The following is a 19,346-nucleotide window of genomic DNA, read 5'->3' as shown; positions in this document are numbered from 1 at the left end:
CCGCAACATCCACGTGTGCCGTGAATCACCATCCTAGTGCACGCAAAGGGCGCCGCGTCCGGAGCGTGAATGGTCTTCGCCATGGGCCATGGCGGCCAAACACGTTCCGAACACGGCGCCCTGCCATGCGCGGTGCTGATGCTGCGGTGGTTCCTACAATGAGGTTCCTACAGTGCGGAATCCGCCTTCTCCTTCAATGCCGCGGCGTCCTCGGGCACATCAAGGTTTGCCAGCTTGGCACCCTCAACGTCCACGTCCGGCAGGATCTTGTCCAGCCACTTCGGCAGCCACCAGGCCGATTTGCCCAGCAGGTGCATGGCCGCCGGAACGATGGTCATGCGCACCACAAACGCATCGATCAGCACGCCAAACGCCAGCGCAAAGCCGAGCGGACGCACCATGGTCAGGTGGCTGAAGATGAAGCCGGAGAACACGCTGATCATGATGATCGCCGCAGCCGTGACAACGGGAGCCGCATGCTTGAATCCGGTGCGCACCGCCTGCTTGGCATCCTGGCCGTGCACATAGGCCTCCCGCATGCCCGAGGCAATGAACACCTGATAATCCATGGCCAGGCCAAACAGCACACCAATCAGCAGGATGGGCAGGAAGCTCAGCACGGCCCCCGGGTTCTCCACGCCGAAGATGCCGCCCAGCCAGCCCCACTGGTACACGGCCACCACGCCGCCAAACGCCGCAACGAGCGAAAGCAGGAAGCCAGCGGTTGCCAGCAGCGGGACCAGAATGGAGCGGAAGACCAGGATCAGCAGCAACAGGGAAAGTCCGACGACGATGGCCAGGTACGGGGGCAGCGCCGCTCCCAGCTTCTCCGAGACATCGACGTTGCCCGCGGTCATGCCGGTCAGGCCCAGGCTCACATCAAATTCGGCCTTGACGGCGGGGACCTCGGCACGAAGATCGTGAATCACCTGGACGGTGCTTTCACTGGCCGGTCCCTCGGCGGGGATGATCTGGTACAGGGCCGTCTGGCGGTCCGGGCTCATGATCTGGGGTGCCGCGGCCATGACATTGGGGATGTCCCGCAGTGAATCCAGCACGTCCAAATTGAGTTCCTGGGCCTGGGTTTCACTGAGCCCGGCCGGCAGGGAAGCCACCACCATGATGGGGCCGTTCATGCCCTGGCCAAAGTTCTTCTCCGTCAGCGAATACGCCTGGAAGGCGCTGGAATCGCTTGGTTCGGAGCCGCCGTCGGGCAGGGCAAGGCGCAGTCCGGTGGCCGGAATGGCAATGATTGCCAAGGCAACTACGGCGGCAACCAGGGAGATGGCAGGGTGCTTGGTGACCAAGGCGCCCCACCCGCGGGCGCTGCGGGCAACGTCTGCGGCGTCGTCAGCCGCAGCCTTTTCGGTGTCGTTCAAGCCCTCGAGTGCGGTGGTGTGCTCAGCGGTGGAGGCCTGGTTCTTGGCCCACGCCTTCTTCGAGATCACGCGGGTGCCCATGAGAGAGAGCAGCGCCGGGGTCAGCGTCAAGGCGACCAAGACGGCAATGGCAACTGTGGCCGCAGCTGAAAGACCCATGACGGCCAGGAACGGAACGCCCGTCACGGTCAGGGCGGCCAGGGCAATGACCACTGTCAAGCCGGCAAAGGTGACGGCATTGCCCGAGGTGCCGGTGGCCTTGGCAACGGATTCGCGCATGGCCATGCCGGCCAGCAGCTGCTGGCGGTGGCGGTTGACGATGAAGAGCGAGTAGTCGATGCCCACGGCAAGGCCCAGCATCAAGGCAAGCATGGGGGAGACGGAGGACATTTCAATCACCGTGGTCAGCGCCATGGTGCCGCCAACGCCCACACCAACACCCACAATGGCCATGAGCAGGGGCAGCCCCGCGGCAACAAAAGTGCCCAGCATGATTAGCAGAACAGCTGCGGCAACGGCCACGCCCACAATTTCGGCCACGCCCACAACCTCGGAGATGTCCTCGACGATCTCCTTGCTGAAGGAAACCTTGACCCCGGAGGCCTCAGCCTGGTTCAGGACATCCTGCACCTCCTGGCGGGTCTCGGGAGTGACAGCGTTCATGGACTCGGCAAAGTTCACCCGGGCAATGGCAGCCTGGCCATTTTCGGAGACGAACAAGATCTCCGAGGTGGAGGTGAGGAGGCGTTCATTGGTGGTCAGCTGGAGCCGGCCTGCGGTGGCCTGCGCCAATCCTGCGTCGTACTCCTTCTGGCCCTCTGCCAGTGCCTTGGCGCCGGCATCGAGCTGGGCCTTGGCGGCATCGAGCTGTGCTTGGCCCTGCGCAAGCTGGGCCTGCGCGGCGTCAGCCATGGGCGTCCCCGCGGGGATGAGTGCCACCTGGGCGGCCTGTGCGGCCAAAGTTGCGGCACCGTCGTCGTACTGCTTTTGGCCATCAGCCAATCGCTTGGTGGCGGCGTCCAGCTCTGTCTTGGCGGCAGCGAGCTTGGCATCGCCGGCATCGGCCGCGGCAAAACCGGCCTTGAGCTCCGTCAAGCCGCCGGCAATGGTCGCCGTGGTGACAAAGGGATCCAGCGAGCCGGTGACTGTGGGAACTTCCTTCACTTCCGTCAGGGCGGCCGAGATGGCCTCTTCCTGGGAGGGGGTGAACTTGGTGCCGTCCGTGGTGCTGAAGACCACGCTGCCAACACCGCCGGCAGCTTCAGGAATCTCGGCCTGCAGCTTGTCGGCCATCTGCTGGGTTTCGGTCCCGGGCAGCTTGAAATCGTTGGTCATGGTGCCCATGAACAATGCGGCTGCACCACCCACCAGGCCGATGATGGCGGCCCAGCTGATAATCACCAACCATGCGCGGCGGGCGGACAACCGTCCCAATTTATAGAGCCAAAGGGCCATGATGCTTCCTTTTGTTGAATACCGGCGCGGTAGGCGCCTTGGTGGAGAAAAAGTTAGGCGGAGAACCCATTGCGGATCTGGGTAATGGTGGCGCCCAGGAGTTCACGCAAATCGGCTATCGATTCGGGGGTGGTGTTGGTGCCGTGGCGCTGGAACCAGACGATGAAGGCTGCGCGGCAACTTCCGACCAGGGCGCCCACCAAGGTGTGGATGTACAGGTCGTCGGTGTCATCCGGGAGTTGCTGGCGCGCCACTTCGGTGATTGTGAGGCTGCATTCGTCCCAGGCCTGCAGCTGGAACCGGCTAAGTTGGGGGTCTTGGGTCAGGGCAAACACCTCGGCCAGAACGGTCAGCTGCTGGTGGCTGCCCGCAACTGAGAGTGCGATTTGTGCCGATTCCAGCAGCGGCTCATCGGCCGGGCGTTCCTTGAAGGCAGCAATAATGGCGTCAAGATACGTCTGCGTGAAACTGGCAATGGCCGCTTCAACGGAGGAAAAGTAGTTGAAAAAGGTGCGCCGGGAAACTCCGGCGGCGGCAGCGACGTCGTCGACCGTGAAGGACCCCAGTTTTCCGCTGCGCAGGAAGACCAGGGCAGCGGAGGCGATGGCTTCCCTGGTGGCGGTTTTGTTCAGCTCGCGGCGGGAGGCCCGTGGTTCCGGAGACGGAGAGGATGGTGGGGGAGATGCGTTAATGCTCACGCATCTACACTAAGTGCAAGTTTGCACTTTGTGCAAACTGTGCGGCGGGCGGAGCAATTCTGCAGACCCGCCGCACAGGCGAAGCCGAGGGTTTTAGCGCTGCGGATTCTGCGTCAGGTAGATGGACTGGCCGGTGGCGCCCGGCTGGCCTTCGCCGAGGGGGATGGCGAAGACGGCGGTGCCATACACGCAGACCTCGGTCCATGTTCCGCCCATTTCGGAGGTGTCGAAGCGGGTTGCGACGATGGCGTTGGCACCCTTTTGCTGAGCCTCGGTGACCATGCGGGCCACCACTTCCTGGCGGCTCTCATACAGCGCCTGCGTCATCTCGGGCAGTTCGCCGCCGCCTAGTGAACGGAAACTAGCGGTGAACTGCGCACCGACGTGGCGCGAGCGCACGGTGAGGCCCATGACCTCACCGAAGACGGCGTCGATCTTGTAGCCCGGCAGATCGTTGGTGGTGACGATGATCATTTGTAGTCCTTAATTCACTTCTGGAAACTTGTATCGTAGGCATCCTACTGTGCCACACTGGGTGGTTTCCCCTCCTGAGAAGCCGGCCCGCAAGACAAAAATCCCGTCAGGGCAGTGGTCCTTTGACCAGGCCCTGACGGGATCTTAGAAAACAGCAACCGTTGCTTGGGGGAACTTAAGCGTTGGCCGGTTCCCGCTTCGGATCAACATCATCTGCGCCAGTGGCATTTAGTTCAGCCAGTGCATCGTCGGAATCGTCCGCGAAGGGGTTGCCGTTGCGGGGAGCGTTGTAGAGCTCCTCGTCGAGGATGCCCTGGCGTTTGGAGACAATGGTGGGCACCAGTGCCTGACCTGCCACGTTCAGGGCGGTGCGGCCCATATCCACGATCGGGTCAACAGCCAGGAGAAGTCCGACGCCGGCCAGCGGCAGTCCCAGCGTGGACAGCGTCAGGGTGAGCATCACGACGGCGCCGGTGGTTCCCGCGGTTGCCGCGGAGCCCAAGACGGAGACCAGAACAATCAGCAGGTACTGGCCCAGATCGAGCTCAATGCCGAAGAACTGTGCCACGAAGATGGCGGCGATGGCCGGGTAAATCGCGGCGCAGCCGTCCATTTTGGTGGTGGCGCCCAGCGGCACGGCGAAAGATGCGTAGGCGCGGGGTACGCCCAGGTTGCGTTCGGTGACGCGCTGAGTCAGGGGCAGGGTGCCGATCGAGGAGCGCGAAACGAAGCCCAGCTGAACTGCCGGCCAAACGCCGGAGAAGTACTGTTTGATCGACAGGCCATGAGCCCTGACCAGTACCGGGTAGACCACAAACATGACCAGAGCCAGGCCAACGTAGATGGCAATAGTGAACTTGAGCAAGGACCCCATGGTGGTCCAGCCGTAGCTGGCCACGGCGTTGCCGATCAAGCCCACGGTGCCGATCGGGGCTAGGCGGATGATCCACCACAGCACCTTCTGGATCACGGCGAGGGCTGAACCATTGAGCTTGAGGAAAGGCTCGGCGGCCTTGCCCACCTTGAGTGCGGCAATGCCCACAACAATGGCAATGACCAGGATCTGCAGCACGTTGAAGCTGACGCTTGTGGTCAGGGCGCCGGATTCAGCTGCCTTCGTGGAAGCGCTCAGGCCCAGGAAGTTGGAGGGGAACAAACCAATCAGGAAGGACCACCAGTCGCCGGACTTGCCGGTGTAGTCCGAAGGGGTTGCCGTGCCGGTGTCGGCGCCCGGCTTCAGCACCACACCCAGGACGATGCCGATGATCACGGCGATCAGGGAGGTGATGGCAAACCACAGCAGCGTGTTCCACGCCAAGCGGGCAGCGTTGGTGACCTGGCGGAGGTTGGCAATGGAGGACACAACCGCCGTGAAGATCAACGGGACAACAGCTGCCTTGAGGATTGAGACATAGCTGGAGCCGATGGTGCTCAGGGTGGTGACCAGGCCGTTGGGATCAGTCTTGGGGTCGCCGCCCAGCTGACGGGCAAGCAGCCCAAGTGCCAGACCGACAATCAGGGCGATGATGATTTGAACGCCGAAGGAGCCGGCCCATTTGGGCAGCTTTGACACTGGGGGAGCGGTTGCTGTGGAAGTCATTGCTCAAAGGTAAGTGCGGCACAATAGCACCAGGAAATTTGTGTTTCCTTTTATTACGCGCAAAATCTGGATTTATTACGCGCGCCCCCGGAACTGCGGGCCGCTAGTCCAGCAACGCAGCCTGCAACGTGTCAAGACCCACAGAGCCGAGGTTGAGTGCCTGTGTGTGGAAGTCCCGCAGGGAGAAGGCGTCCCCGTCGCGTGCTGCCCGGGCATCGCGGATGTCCTCCCACAGCCGCTGGCCGATTTTGTAGGACGGGGCCTGCCCCGGCCAACCCAGGTAGCGGTGGAATTCAAAGTCCAGCTGACCCTCCGAGATATCAAGGTTGGCGCGCAGGAACTCCAGCCCGGCCTCCGCTGTCCATACCCCGGACCCCCAACGGGCAGGGATGGGTAGCTCCAAATGCACGCCAATGTCGAAGACCACCCGAGCGGCGCGCATGCGCTGGCCATCGAGCATGCCCATCTTGTCGCCGGGGTCGCTCAAGTAGCCCAGATCGTCCATGAGCCGTTCTGCGTACAGGGCCCAGCCCTCGCCGTGGCCGGAAACCCAGCAGACGTTGCGGCGCCAGTTGTTTAGCAGCACCGACTGGTACGTGGCAGTTGCTACCTGCAGGTGGTGGCCTGGCACACCTTCGTGGTAGACGGTGGTTGTTTCGGCCCAGGTGGTGAAGGAGTCCTCACCCTCAGGGACGGACCACCACATGCGGCCCGGACGGGAGAAGTCATCCGAAGGGCCGGTGTAGTAGATGCCGCCATCCTGCGTGGGGGCAATGCGGCACTCCAAGGTGCGCATGATCTCCGGGATGTCGAACTGCGCGCCAGCCAGCTCGGCAACGGCCGTGTTGGAACGTTCCTGCATCCAGTTGAGCAATTCATCCGTACCTTGGAGTTGCCGGGCCGGATCGGCGTTGAGCAGGGCTTTGGCCTGTGCGATCGTGGCACCTGGCTGGATTGCCTGCGCCACGGCTTCCTGCTCGGCAATGATGCGGTCGAGTTCCGCCACGCCCCACGCATAGCTTTCGGCCAAGTCAATCTCGGAGCCCAGAAATTCTCTCGACGCCAAGGCATAGCGCTCCGCACCCACAGCATCCTTTACGGGAGCAGCGGGCAGGAGTTCCTCCCGTAGGAAAGAGGTGAGGAGCGCATATGCACCGCGGGCCAGCTCCGCATTCCTGGCCAGCGCCTCGGTGAGGGAGGCTGGGAGAGGGGTGCCGGCGTCGCCCGTTTCATGCGACGTGATGGGCGCATCCAAGGTGGCGTTGGCGGCCAATGAGGTGAAGAATCCGTTGCCGGCGGCGTGCCGCTCACACTGCTCGATCACCGCAGCGACTTGACGGCGGGCGGCGAGTAGACCACGCGCTGCGCCGGCCCGCAGTGAATCGATGTAGCCGTCAATCGCCGCGGGAACATTGGCCAGGCGGCCCGAAATGTGCTCCCAGTCCGTGACGGTGGCTGTTGGCATGAGGTCGAAAATGGCTCGAATGCCTTGGGCGGGCGAGGCGATGTTGTTCAACTCTGCGAGGGGCCAGCCCGTCGCGTGGAGTTCCAACTCAAGGCCCAATCGCTCACGCATGGCGTGCAGGGTGACGGTGTCCACGCTGTCCGCCGGTTCCAGTGCCGCGAGTTCCGCCAAGGCAGTGCGGGCGGCCTCTGCGAACGCTTCCAAACCGGTGGGGGAATGATCGCGATATTCCGTTTCCCGGCCCGGATGCCCCAACTCGGTGGCAAATCCGGGATCGAGCTCAAGCAGCCGTGCGGTGTAGCGGTTGGCGGCCGCATCGATGGCAGTGGTGAGGCGGGAGGCTGGGCGCGCGGGCAAAGTCATGCCCACGAGCCTACCTGCCCGCACCCGTCGCTGTCCCTACCTGCCCGCCGCCGGAATTAACGGACCGAGCGGCGCCAGGAACCCGTGCCTGGCTTGGGTGGCAAATTCAAGTTCACCCTCCTGGCCCAGTGCCGGGTGGGGGCCGCTTTGCCGTCACTATCCGCGCCCGCTTGCAGAGCAAGTACGACGGCGGTCACGGCAGCCAGCTCTTCGGCGGTGGGATTGCCGCGGGTTACGTTGAGCAACGGCGCGTTCTCGGGGCTGGCTGTGTCTGTGTACGTCACAGCGGGATGTTCCCGTGCTTCTTGGCGGGCAAGCTGGCGCGCTTATCGCGCAGGGCACGCAGACCCTTGATGAGCTGGATGCGGGTGTCGGACGGTGCGATGACGGCGTCCACGTAACCCAATTCAGCAGCCTGGTACGGGTTGAGAAGTTCATCTTCGTAGTCACGCACAATCTCGGCGCGGCGGGCCTCAACGTCGCCACCCTCGGCATCCACTGCCGCAAGATCGCGGCGGTACAGGATATTGACCGCGCCCTGGGCGCCCATGACGCCGATCTGGGCGGTGGGCCAGGCGAGGTTCAAATCAGCGCCGAGCTTCTTGGAGCCCATCACAATGTACGCTCCGCCGTAAGCCTTGCGGGTGATAACCGTCAGCTTCGGCACAGTTGCTTCGGCGTAGGCGTAGAGCAACTTGGCGCCGCGACGGATGATGCCCTGGAATTCCTGGTCCTTACCGGGGAGGAAGCCGGGGACATCCACCAAAGTGATGATGGGGATGTTGAAGGCATCGCAATTCCGAACAAAACGTGCAGCTTTTTCGGATGCGTTGATGTCCAAGGTGCCGGCAAACTGCATGGGCTGGTTGGCGACGATGCCCACCGTGTGGCCCTCGATACGGCCGTAGCCGATCATGACATTGGGAGCGTACAGGGCCTGCATCTCCAAGAAATGACCGTCGTCCAGGATCTGCTCGATGACGGCACGCATGTTGTACGGCTGGTTTGCCGAGTCAGGGATCAGAGTGTCCAAGGCGAGGTCGGCGTCGTCGAGTTCCAGCTCCTGCTCATGCTCGGTGACGGGCGCCTCGGCCAAGTTGTTGGAGGGCAGGAAGTCGAGCAGTTCGCGGACAAACTCAATGGCGTCTGCTTCATCCGTGGCCAAGTACGTGGAAGTTCCGGTGGTGGTGTTGTGCTGGCGGGCGCCACCCAGGGTTTCCATGTCCACGTCTTCACCCGTGACCGTCTTGATGACGTCCGGACCGGTGATGAACATGTGGCTGGTCTTGTCCACCATGACCACATAATCGGTCAGCGCGGGGGAGTAAGCGGCGCCGCCGGCGCACGGGCCCATGATGAGCGAGATCTGCGGAACTACGCCTGATGCGTGAACGTTGTTGCGGAAGATATCGGCAAACATGGCCAGGGAGGCCACACCTTCCTGGATGCGGGCGCCGCCGCCGTCGTTGATTCCGACGACGGGGCAACCGTTGCGCAGTGCAAATTCCTGGACTTTGACGATCTTTTCGCCGTTTACCTGGCTCAGCGAGCCACCGTAAACGCTGAAATCTTGGCTGTAGACGGCGACCAAGCGGCCATCTACCGTGCCGTAACCGGAGACCACCCCGTCTCCCAAAGGCTTCTTCTTCTCCATACCAAATGCTGTGGAGCGGTGCACGGCCAGTGCATCAAACTCCACGAAAGAATCCGGATCCACCAGCAGGTCGATGCGTTCGCGGGCCGTATTGCGTCCCTTCGCATGCTGCTTCTCAACGGCAGCCTCGCCAGAAGGTATCGCAGCCTGAGCCATCCGGTCACGGAAATCGGCAATCTTGCCTGCTGTTGTCGATAGATCGTGGCTCATTGACACTCCGGATCAATAGTGTGGATACTTGCAGCTCTTCATAGGAACCGCACAAAAGGGAAAACTCTACTGACAGTCTAATAACGATATGGACCCCTGCATGTGTAGGAACCCTACAAAGTCGTCCGAAAAGTATCTGGCGTTTGGCCCAGTTCTTACCGTTTAGCCTGGTTTGTCGTCACCGTGGTGTTTTGGAGACCGTGATGGAAGTTGTTGCGGAGTTTTGTTTGATTCGGGTCGACAGCCCACGGCGGTGCAGCAGGGAAAGGGGAGCTGGTTCAACCGGCTTCCCCGCCGTTGTGTTCATATAAATATTCTACTGGGGACCACTGACATCGAAGTTTCCTAGGACGGACTCTGGGTACAACAAACCACCTGCACCCCCTGTGGAGGAAACAACACAAGTGGACAACGCAATTTCGGCGGCTCAAATCTCTGTTCAAACGCCGGCTCCTATCCCGCCCCCACTCCGTTTCAAACCATTGCTGATTTCAAACCATTGCTGAACTGAGGTCCCGACCACAGTTTTGGCTTCGGCCCAGACCGGGACTCGGTTCTCACCCCAGAGGCGGATTCATCCGTTGCTAGGCCCGATAGGATTGGAACCATGAACGGCGCCGCAACAACCCCTGAGCAGAATGGTCAGAGTCGACCCCAGAAGCTGTCAGCAGCTCCGATCGATCCCGTTAATTTAGACGCTGCCCTATTAAGGACTGCGTTGATGCAGCCGCAAGGGGTATTTGCTCGCGTAGACGTGGTGGACTCCGCAGGTTCAACCAACATCGATCTGGCTGCCGGTGCTGCCGATACTGGACAATTCTTTCCGGACTTGAGCGTTTTGATTGCCGATGCCCAGCCTGCTGGCAAAGGTCGGTTGGGTAGAGCGTGGGAGGTTCCCGCCGGCGCTGCCATGATCTCCAGTATTCTTCTCTGGCCAGAAGAACAGTGCCTCACAAGCGGATCCGGCAAGGACTTTGCTCCCACGGGTTACGGGTGGCTTTCCATCCTTGCCGGAGTTGCTCTGTGCCAGTCGTTGCGCACACACACGGACGTCGATGCCACTTTGAAATGGCCCAACGACGTAGTGATCAAGGGCCGCAAACTGGCAGGAATCTTGGCCCAGGTGGTACCTGCAAGGTCAGCAACAGCCCCAGCCATCTCAACGATGGCGAGCTCGGGCACTGAGATGGGTCCCGGCGTCGTGGTTGGGGTCGGTGTCAATGTCAGCCTGCAAGAAACAGAGCTGCCCACGGACAGGGCTACCTCTTTATTGGTGGAGGGCGTGCCAGCGTCCGGGCTCGACAGAAACCAGTTGCTGCCCGAGTACTTAAACAACTTCGCCAAGCTGTATCAGGACTTTGCGGCGGCCGGTGGGGACGCGCACATGCCGCTGTCCGGCGGGGCGAGTGCTGTGGAGTTGGCCCGGGATCTCATGAGCACGTTGGGTCAGCAAGTGCGGGCTGAACTGCCCGGCGGGACCATGCTTTACGGCACAGCCGTGGATTTGAACAGTGACGGTAGTTTGCGGTTGCGTGATGCCCTCGGCCAGGAACATAATGTCAGCGCCGGTGATGTGCTGCACCTGCGCAGGACTGGCCCGGGCGGTGCTCTGGGCTATGCGTAAGTTTCTGCTGGAAAAGGAACAGGTGGAGATTCGCTGCCGGCCGCATTCCAGGATTCTGCTGTGGCCCATTTCGGTGGGACTGCTGGCCATCATGGTGGGCTCGGCTGCGCTGGCAAAACTACAACCCGACACATTTTATGAATGGGCTCCTGGCGCAAGTCAGTGGCGCGATGTCTTGGTGCTAAGCGTGGTGGCACTGGTGACTTTGGTGCTGTTGGCGTATCCAATCAGGCGAGTGTGGCGCTGGGCCGGGACCATCTACACCTTGACCAATCAGCGTCTGCTGGTGCGCAGGGGGTTAGTATCTAGACGTCTGCAAATTCTTGATCTGGCTCAGATTCATCAAATGCAGCCAGTGCAAAACTGGCGCCAACGCTTGGTGGGCTCCGGGGATTTGCAACTGTTTTTTCACTCGGACATACACTCTGACAAAGTAGTGACGGTGAATGAAATACCGTACTGGAGTGAGTTCAACCAAGATGCCCAACACTTCTGGGCCAAGGAGTTCCGGGCGTACATGCAGCAAACACTCCGGGAATCGGACTACGCTGGGGTCGTTGGGATGAGCGAAAAGGAGCTGCGCAAGCTTGGAAGAGACCACTGATCCACCCGAGCCGTTGTTGACGCCTGCCTCGCACAACCAAACCAAGGCATTGGAAACGCAACTTCTTGGTGGCGAACGGACCATGAAGCGCCGTGATGTCGCCGCAGGAGTAGGCGTTTCATTGCTGTCTGCACGCAAAATTTGGCGCGCCATGGGCTTTCCTAACCTGGGTGATGAAGACGTGGCCTTCACCGAACGGGACCAAGAGGCGCTGCAAATAGTAGTAACGATGGTCCGCGAAGGGCTTTTGACGGAGGAAACGGCAATTTCCGTTACCCGTTCCATCGGTCAGATGACGGATCGAATGGCCGTCTGGCAGATTGAGGCGTTGGTTGAAGACTTAGTGGTGGAGCACGGTGTCAGTGACGCCGAGGCCCGTCGCGCCGTAGTTTCCGAGCTTCCTAATCTGATCGCCCCTTTGGAAGAGCTGCTGGTGTATTCCTACCGTCGCCAGCTTAACGCCGGCATCCAGCGCCTCGCAGTGCGTGCTGAGCAGGGCTTGGCCGCCAGTGAATTAGGGCGCGACGGCGATGAGGACGACGCCCCGCTGCCCCTGGCCCGCGCCGTTGGCTTCGCTGATCTGGTCAGCTACACCTCCCTCTCACGCCGCATGAATGAGAAGACGCTAGCCCGCCTGGTGCAGCGCTTTGAAAACATCTGTGCCGAGATCATCAGCGTCGGCGGTGGCCGTCTGGTGAAAACCATTGGTGACGAAGTGCTGTTCAACTGCGAAACACCTGTGGCTGGCGCCCAGATTTCTCTGGCCCTTGCAGAAGCCATGGCCGCCGACGATTTCCTTCCGGAAGCCCGCGTCGCCATGGTGTGGGGCCGGGTGCTCTCCAGACTGGGCGATATTTATGGTCCAACCGTAAACCTGGCCGCCCGCCTGACCTCGCTCGCAGAACCAGGAACTGTACTGATTGACTCGGTCACGGCCTCGGCATTGACCGGCGATGATCGCTTTGTACTCACCCAGCTGCCGGTGGAGAACGTTCGCGGCTTCGGCGAAATTGCGCCGGTACTCCTGAGCCGGGGAACGGGCAAGGGCTTAGTAGTCGACTAAAACTGACACGTACGACGCCGGGTCCCGGCTGCCGCAGCAATTCGCGGCTACCAGCGGTAGGACTCGGCTGTGTGCCCGGCCGCGTTATGCGCGTTATGGTGGTCAGCCAGTTGCAGCAATGATTCAAAATCTGGATCGGCGTGGCCCTCTAGCAGCGTCTTTCTGAAGGCGGCGTAGAGAGCATGCCAGCGGGTCCGTTCGCCGCCGTCCAAGCCTGGTTGGAGCACCCCTGACCCCGGCTTGCAAAGCCTGACCCCGGCTTGCAAAGCCTGGCCCCGAAACACTGGATGGATTCGTCCAAAACAGTAGATCCGGAAAATTAAGCCATCATATGGATCAACCGGGTATTATGGCAGAGGCCTCCGTGTGCTAGCGGCCGGTCTGTCTAGTTGGTACCCGAACTTTGCAAGTTGGGGATAAGCAAAGGTTTTTCATGGCTCTGAGCGATCTGTTTTCTAGAACCGCCAGTAAAAAAAGATTCTTCACGGCTTCCATGGCTGCAGCTGCGGCGGCGGCAGTGATCACGGGCGCCATTGTGTACCCCGGCTTCACCACCGCCGATGTTGACCTGAACGACGGTAGCGTCTGGGTGACCAACCGTGCTGAGGGCTTGGTGGGTCACCTCAATGACCAGTCCAAGGTTCTTGATGGCGGCTTCGCAGCAACCACCACCACCTTCGACGTCATCCAAAACGGCAGCAACGTTTTCATGAGCGGCGACGGCGGCAGCATCCTGAGTTCGGTGAACGTGCCCATGATGGCCATGGCCGCGGAGGCTGCTCTGGGCGGCGGCAAACAGACCTCACTAGGTACCCGGATCATTTCCTTGACCGACTCCGGCGCCGGCAAGGTCTGGGCCATGGGCAACCAGGAAGTGTCCGGCTTCAGCGAGAAGACAACCATCCCGATTCTGAAAGAGCTGCGCAGCGCCATCTCCGTGACGGCACCGAACGACACCATTTTCACCGTGGATTCCGAAGCCGGTGAACTCATCACCACAACCATGGACGACGCCGGCAAGGTCGCCACCCAGGAGCGGGCCACAGTTGAGGGGCTGGCTGGGACCAAGGATGCCCAGGTCACAGTTGCTGGCGGATCACCCGTGGTGTTCTCGGCAGCTTCCGGAAAACTCTACTTGCCCGGCGGCAAGAGTGTCACCGTCCCCGATGCGCAGGGTGCGTTGCTGGCTCAGCCCACGGCTGAAGGTAACTTTGTAGCGTTGGAAACCGGAACTGCGCTGTTCACCCAGCCGCTGGATGGTTCCAGCGCCAAGGTTCTGCAATTGGGAACCAGCGGCAAGGCAGTGGCTCCTGTTATTCAAAACGGCTGCGTTCACGCAGCCTGGTCTGGCGCCAACAAGTACGCACTCTCCTGCAACGGCGCAGGGGAACTGATCGAGATTCCCAAGGCCTCCGCCAAATCAGAATTCGTTTTCCGCAAGAACCGCGATGTGGTGGTCCTGAACGACATCAACTCCGGCAATGTGTGGCTGGTCAACCAGAACATGCTGCTGGTCAACAACTGGGACGATCTGAAAACGGATCTGAAAAAGGCTGACAACGCCGACAAGGATTCCGCCGATCCCAACGTGGTCAGCACCTTGCCGGACCGCACCAAGCCCAACCGTCCACCTGTTGCTACCCCGGACAGCTTTGGCGTCCGGGCAGGGAAGACCACGATTTTGCCGGTCCTGTTCAATGACTCCGATCCGGACGGCGACGTGCTCACGGTGGAACCTCCCGCCGTCGAACCTGGTCTGGGCACTGTGGACTCCATCTACGACGGGACCGGGCTGCAGATCAACGTGGCCGTAGATAAAACTGGTGCTGGACCGTTCCAATATGACGTGAAGGATGGCCGCGGCGGCACAGCCAAGGGCAGCGTTGATGTGCGGGTGGTGCCGGAGAGCGAAAATTCTCCGCCCACAACCATGCGCAGCACCACCTTGGTCGTGGAGCAGGGCCAGACCATGAAACAAAACGTGCTGGCGGACTGGATCGACCCCGACGGTGACGACATCTTCTTGACCGGTGCTGTCTCTGACGATGAAAGTGCCGTCATCAAGACCACCCCCAACGGTGAGATGAGCTACACCGACGACGGTGAAACGGCCGGGATGAAAACCATGACGGTTTCCGTCTCCGATGGCCGCGAAACGACCGAGAAGCAGCTCAAGGTCAACGTCAAGTCGCCCGGCGGCGTGCCACCCGTGGCCAACGCCGACTTTATCCGTGCCGTAGCCGGACAGCCGGTCGTGCTGGCCCCGTTGAAAAATGACCAGGACCCGGCCGGCGGCACGCTCCGTCTCGCCAGTGTTTCCCGACCCGCCAACACCACCGTCTCCGGCATTGCCGACAACGGCACCGTGACCTTCATGTCCGAAACCGTGGGAGTGGTGTACCTGGAATATCAGGTAACCAACGGGCCCATGAGCGCCACCGGTTTGATTCGCGTCGATGTGGTGGAACCGGATTTGCAGGGCCTGCCCATCGCCGTGAAGGACCTGGTCATGCTGCCATCGGGTGGCTCCGCGCTGGTGGATGTGCTGGGCAATGACTCAGATCCGGCCGGTGGAGTCCTGGTGATTCAGTCGGTGGAACTGCCGGCGGGATCGCCCGTTTCGGCAACCATTGTTGAGCGCAGCATTATCAAGGTCACCGATCTGCGCGGACTCAAAGACAAGCTCGTCATCAAATACACCATCTCCAACGGAGTAGGTAGCGCCACAGGTGAGATTTCCCTGGTGCGGATCCCTGCCCCGGACAAGCTCATGCCGCCACGGGTGGAACCGGACACCGCAATTGTGCGGGTGGGGGACGTGGTCAGCATCCCGGTGTTAGCCAATGACACCGACCCGAACGGTGAAGTGCTCAAATCACCGGCCGTGGTGGAGAGCCCGGATACCGAATTCGGTAAGTTGTTTACCGACCAGAACCAGTTGCGCTTCATCGCCGGCCCCACACCCAAGACGGTGCAGGGGGTCTACAAGGTCGCCAACAGCACGGGCCAGTTCGACTCGGCACAGGTGACCATTACGATTGTGGCGGCAGATCCCGAACACAATCTTCCGCCGGCACCGAAGAACCTGACCGGCCGCGTCATTGCCGGGGACCAAGTGCGCATCCCCGTGCCGCTGAACGCGATTGATCCCGAGGGGGATTCTGTTGAGTTGGTGGGCATCGACAAGGGCCCCGCCCTGGGTACCGCCGAAACCGGCAACGGCTACATCTTCTACACGGCTGGCGGCAGCTCGGCCGGCACCGACACCTTCAGCTACCGGGTGCGTGACCGGCTCGGAGCCGAGGCTGTGGCGCGCGTTGACGTGGGTGTAGCACCGGTGCAGGCCGTGAACCATCCACCGGTGACCGAGGACGATTACATCACGATGCGTCCGGGGCGCAAGGTTTCCCTGGACGTCATGCTCAACGACTCCGACCCCGACGGCGGCAAGCTGGGCCTGGTCGAGGCCGGCTTCAAGGGGCCGGAGGAAATGCAGCCCTCGGTGACCGATAAGGGTAAGGTCCTGGTGACCTCACCCGCCGAGACTGGCATCGCGACCATGATGTACACCGTGGCAGATAAATTTGGCTCCACGGCCACCGGCAACATTCGCATGACGGTCACCCCGGATGCGCCCTTGAAGGCCCCCGTTGCCCGCGATGACCGAGTCACCGTTGCCCAGATGCTGGGTAAGAACACCGTCGATGTGCCGGTTCTTGAGAACGACGCCGATCCCGACGGTGTCACCGAAGATTTGAAGCTGAGCATTGAATCGGTCAACGGCATCAGCACGGAGACCGCGTCAGTGACCAGCAACGGTGCCGTGCGGATCGACCTAGGCCCGCTGGATCAGATGGTTCCTTACACTGTCACGGATCAGGACGGCCAGAAATCCACGGCAGTCATCTGGGTTCCGGGACTGGACAAGCAATACCCGGTGCTCAAGAGCAAAGAGATTATCCGCCTCACCGCCGGTGAGAGCGCCGTCATGGAGCTCTCCGACTACGTTCAGGTACGGGAGGGTCGGACCCCGCGGCTCACCGAAGCGTCGAAGATTTCACTCGTGGGCGCCAGTAGCGAGAACGTCATTGTAGGCGAAGGTGCCGGCGTCAACTATGCCGCAGACATCAAGTTCTACGGTCCCGGTTCCATCACCTTTGAGGTCACCGACGGCTCCGGCCCCGATGATCCCGAGGGTCTGAAGTCCACCCTGACGGTCATGACGTTGGTGGATCCGGCCGTGGCCGGGCCCAAGGAAGAAGAAAAGAAGAACACCCCACCCACTTTCACAGGGTCTTCCTTGGATGTGCCGCAGCAAGAAACCGTCACCCTCGACGTCGGGCCCATGGCTTTCGATATCGATCCAGGGGACAAGGAGAAATTCAGCTACGCACTGTCCGGTAACAAGCCTGGCAACTTTGACATTGACTTCTCCGGCACCGTGCTGACGGCAACCCAAAAGGACGGTACCCGAGTTGGCGAGCAGGCCACGGTGCAGCTCTCCGTCTCAGACGGAAGTAATGACCCGGTGACGGCAGCTGTGGTGCTGCGGGCGACGTCGTCGCCCTTGCCATTGCCCGTGGCGAACGAGGACACTGTCCTCGACGCCCACGCAGGGCGGGCTGAAGTCGTTGAGGTCCTGGGTAACGACGTCAACCCGTTCCCGGATACGCCGCTGCGTGTGGTGGAGACCATGGTGGAAAGTGGTAGCGCAGGTATTTCCGTCACGCACACAGACGGTGCCGTCACCGTCAACAGTGACGCCGAGTACAAGGGCACCGTGCTGGTGCGCTACACGGTGGAGGACAAGACCAAGGACGTGGCACGCCATGCCACGGGCCGCATTAAGATCACCGTCAAGGGCAAGCCGGATGCTCCCAGCAAACCGCAGGTGGTTGAGGAACTCGACGAGGCTGTGCTGCTGAAGTGGGATCCGCCAGCAGATAACGGTTCTCCCATCAGCAAGTACACGGTGTCTTGGGCTGGCGGCAGCCAAGACTGTGACACCAACACCTGCACCATTACCGATCTGACGAATGCTCAGAAGTACAGGTTCACGGTGACGGCCACTAACGCCGTGGCTACCTCGGCAGCGTCGGTGCAGTCGGTCGAAGCAACGCCGGACCGCAAGCCTGATGCGCCAGCAGCACCCACCACCACCTTTGGTGACAAGGCTGTGACGGTGGACTGGGTGACACCAGTGGGACCGTTCTCCGCCGTGACCAAGTTCAATGTGGAGATCTCCCCGGCACCTGCGGGGCAGAACTCCCAGCAGAGCGGGGTCACCGGGAACACCTTGACGTGGCCCGGCCTAGACAACGGTACCGAATACCAATTCCGGGTACAGGCCATCAACAACGCGCCCAACCCCTCGGACTGGGGTGCGTATTCGAAGTCAGTTGTGCCCGCTGGTGTGCCTGCTGCCCCGGCTGCTCCGACGGTGCAGGTGCTAGAGCGCGTTGGCTCGCAGAACCAGATCTCGGTGCAGTGGAATGAACCGTTCCTCAACGGCGCCGCCATTACCTCGTACACTCTGACCCAGTCCGGGGGCGGTGATGGGGTGAAGACGTACACACCCAAAACCAATAGCCAGACGGTCACCGTGGGCAACTCCACAGCGCCTTATACCTTCGCTGTGGTGGCCACGAACAAGGCCGGCAACAGTGCCTCCAGCGCTGCTTCCACACCGCAACGCGCGGTGGGCAAGGTGGCAACCATGGCGGCTCCGGGCATTGCCATCGCCAACCAAAACGCTGCCGGTGGCCGCGTCACGGTGAGCTATGCGGCGCTCAACACGGCACAACTCAATGGCTATGCGGCCAATGAGGTGACGTATTGCGTGGTGCTTTCCACTACCGGAGAGCAGTGTGGTGTGGCCTCGGGGGCGTCCCTGCCTTCACCCAACGGCGGCCCGGTCTTTGCCACCGTGTACGCCAAGGCTGCAGCGGGTTCCTTGTCTTCCAACGGTGACGCCTCACCGGCTTCGGGATCCGTCACCCCGTACGGCATACCGGGCTCCGCATCGGTGGGCGGCAGTAACGGCGCCCAAGGTTCGCACAATGTGAGCTATTCATGGGCATTCCCGGGTGGGGCTGTGGATGCTGCTGCGGTTGAGGTCAAGGTTGGCAGCGGTGGTTGGTCTACGAAGTCCGGCAATGGTAGCGATACCCACAACACCGGTGGTTACGACACATCGGTCAAGATTCAGGTTCGGGCCAGGAACTCTGTTGGAACTTACGGGCCGGTGGCTGAGCGGACCTTGACCAGCGGATCCAATCCGCCACCCACCAGCTGGACCGTCCGGGCATCACCTTGGCGCTCTTGCTTGGAAAAGACCACCGGCGGTGACCATTACACCAACAATGGCACTCCCGCATGTTCCTCACAGTGGCTCAATGCCAATGTGCCGGTGCAGGTGAACTGCTGGAAGTACTGGGGCAGCATGAATTCCGGTGACCCGTGGTACCACATCACCACCGGCGGCTACGGCAACTGGCCCTACGTGAAAGTTAACACCACGGACCGGACGAGCACATCGGGCATTCCCCGCTGCTAAGCTAGCCAGCCCGTTCCACCCGCAATAATTCACCAGCCGTGGGGAGTACTCCTGAGAGGGGAGTACTCCCCATTGCCGTTGTGGGTCCCATAGCAGATGCTAAAGATGGCGAATGGTGCCATGGAGACCCGCAGGGGCTCACCCCACGGGTTAGTCCATTCGGCGTATGATAATTTGGTGCGTCACTTGCCCGGGCGGCTG

Annotated in this window: 11 protein-coding genes; 4 read left to right on the top strand and 7 right to left on the bottom strand. The window is 61.3% G+C overall.

The window, feature by feature from the left end; translation table 11 throughout:
• Positions 1-167: 167 nt before the first annotated feature.
• The 7 genes from AB0P14_RS01220 to AB0P14_RS01190 form a co-directional block, all read right to left on the bottom strand.
• The gene (locus tag AB0P14_RS01220) at positions 168-2,834 is read right to left on the bottom strand and encodes an MMPL family transporter (RefSeq protein WP_363836717.1); all 2,667 of its coding nucleotides are present in this window, start codon (positions 2,832-2,834) and stop codon (positions 168-170) included.
• Between the two features lie 53 nt (positions 2,835-2,887).
• Positions 2,888-3,532, bottom strand: coding sequence for a TetR/AcrR family transcriptional regulator (locus AB0P14_RS01215; protein WP_363836715.1), 645 nt, complete (start codon positions 3,530-3,532; stop codon positions 2,888-2,890).
• 93 nt (positions 3,533-3,625) lie between these two features.
• Positions 3,626-4,006, bottom strand: a complete 381-nt coding sequence (locus tag AB0P14_RS01210) for a YbjQ family protein (RefSeq protein WP_363836713.1) — start codon at positions 4,004-4,006, stop codon at positions 3,626-3,628.
• A gap of 175 nt (positions 4,007-4,181) precedes the next feature.
• Positions 4,182-5,606 carry a dicarboxylate/amino acid:cation symporter gene (locus tag AB0P14_RS01205; protein WP_363836712.1) on the bottom strand — a complete coding sequence of 475 codons (1,425 nt, stop codon included), beginning with the start codon at positions 5,604-5,606 and terminating at the stop codon, positions 4,182-4,184.
• 103 nt (positions 5,607-5,709) lie between these two features.
• Positions 5,710-7,434, bottom strand: coding sequence for a DUF885 domain-containing protein (locus AB0P14_RS01200; protein WP_363836710.1), 1,725 nt, complete (start codon positions 7,432-7,434; stop codon positions 5,710-5,712).
• Between the two features lie 56 nt (positions 7,435-7,490).
• A complete protein-coding gene (locus AB0P14_RS01195) occupies positions 7,491-7,718 on the bottom strand; it encodes an acyl-CoA carboxylase subunit epsilon (protein ID WP_363836708.1) in 228 nt (75 codons plus the stop codon).
• The gene (locus AB0P14_RS01190; protein WP_363836707.1) at positions 7,715-9,298 is read right to left on the bottom strand and encodes an acyl-CoA carboxylase subunit beta; all 1,584 of its coding nucleotides are present in this window, start codon (positions 9,296-9,298) and stop codon (positions 7,715-7,717) included. Before AB0P14_RS01190 ends, AB0P14_RS01195 begins: the two co-directional genes overlap by 4 nt.
• Positions 9,299-10,019: 721 nt before the next feature.
• Here AB0P14_RS01190 and AB0P14_RS01185 point away from each other — a divergent pair.
• The 4 genes from AB0P14_RS01185 (at position 10,020) to AB0P14_RS01170 (ending at position 19,145) form a co-directional block, all read left to right on the top strand.
• Positions 10,020-10,922, top strand: coding sequence for a biotin--[acetyl-CoA-carboxylase] ligase (locus AB0P14_RS01185; protein ID WP_363836705.1), 903 nt, complete (start codon positions 10,020-10,022; stop codon positions 10,920-10,922).
• Entirely contained in the window at positions 10,915-11,526 is a 612-nt protein-coding gene (locus AB0P14_RS01180) for a PH domain-containing protein (RefSeq protein ID WP_363836703.1), read from the top strand. The genes AB0P14_RS01185 and AB0P14_RS01180 overlap by 8 nt, the downstream gene beginning before the upstream one ends.
• Positions 11,510-12,589, top strand: coding sequence for an adenylate/guanylate cyclase domain-containing protein (locus AB0P14_RS01175; protein WP_363836701.1), 1,080 nt, complete (start codon positions 11,510-11,512; stop codon positions 12,587-12,589). The genes AB0P14_RS01180 and AB0P14_RS01175 overlap by 17 nt, the downstream gene beginning before the upstream one ends.
• Positions 12,590-13,022: 433 nt before the next feature.
• Positions 13,023-19,145, top strand: a complete 6,123-nt coding sequence (locus AB0P14_RS01170; protein WP_363836700.1) for an Ig-like domain-containing protein — start codon at positions 13,023-13,025, stop codon at positions 19,143-19,145.
• Positions 19,146-19,346 lie beyond the last annotated feature (201 nt).

The organism is Specibacter sp. NPDC078709 (assembly GCF_040686795.1).
Taxonomy (GTDB): Bacteria; Actinomycetota; Actinomycetes; order Actinomycetales; family Micrococcaceae; genus Specibacter.
Note: the sequence above shows the minus strand (reverse complement) of the source record. Positions and strands in the feature narration are given on the sequence as shown.

Excerpts from the sequence above, each read along its gene's own strand:
- AB0P14_RS01220 (WP_363836717.1), bottom strand. The coding sequence starts at position 2,834 with ATGGCCCTTTGGCTCTATAAATTGGGACGGTTGTCCGCCCGCCGCGCA.
- AB0P14_RS01210 (WP_363836713.1), bottom strand. The coding sequence starts at position 4,006 with ATGATCATCGTCACCACCAACGATCTGCCGGGCTACAAGATCGACGCC.
- AB0P14_RS01205 (WP_363836712.1), bottom strand. The coding sequence starts at position 5,606 with ATGACTTCCACAGCAACCGCTCCCCCAGTGTCAAAGCTGCCCAAATGG.
- AB0P14_RS01200 (WP_363836710.1), bottom strand. The coding sequence starts at position 7,434 with ATGACTTTGCCCGCGCGCCCAGCCTCCCGCCTCACCACTGCCATCGAT.
- AB0P14_RS01190 (WP_363836707.1), bottom strand. The coding sequence starts at position 9,298 with ATGAGCCACGATCTATCGACAACAGCAGGCAAGATTGCCGATTTCCGT.
- AB0P14_RS01185 (WP_363836705.1), top strand. The coding sequence starts at position 10,020 with ATGCAGCCGCAAGGGGTATTTGCTCGCGTAGACGTGGTGGACTCCGCA.
- AB0P14_RS01180 (WP_363836703.1), top strand. The coding sequence starts at position 10,915 with ATGCGTAAGTTTCTGCTGGAAAAGGAACAGGTGGAGATTCGCTGCCGG.
- AB0P14_RS01170 (WP_363836700.1), top strand. The coding sequence starts at position 13,023 with ATGGCTCTGAGCGATCTGTTTTCTAGAACCGCCAGTAAAAAAAGATTC.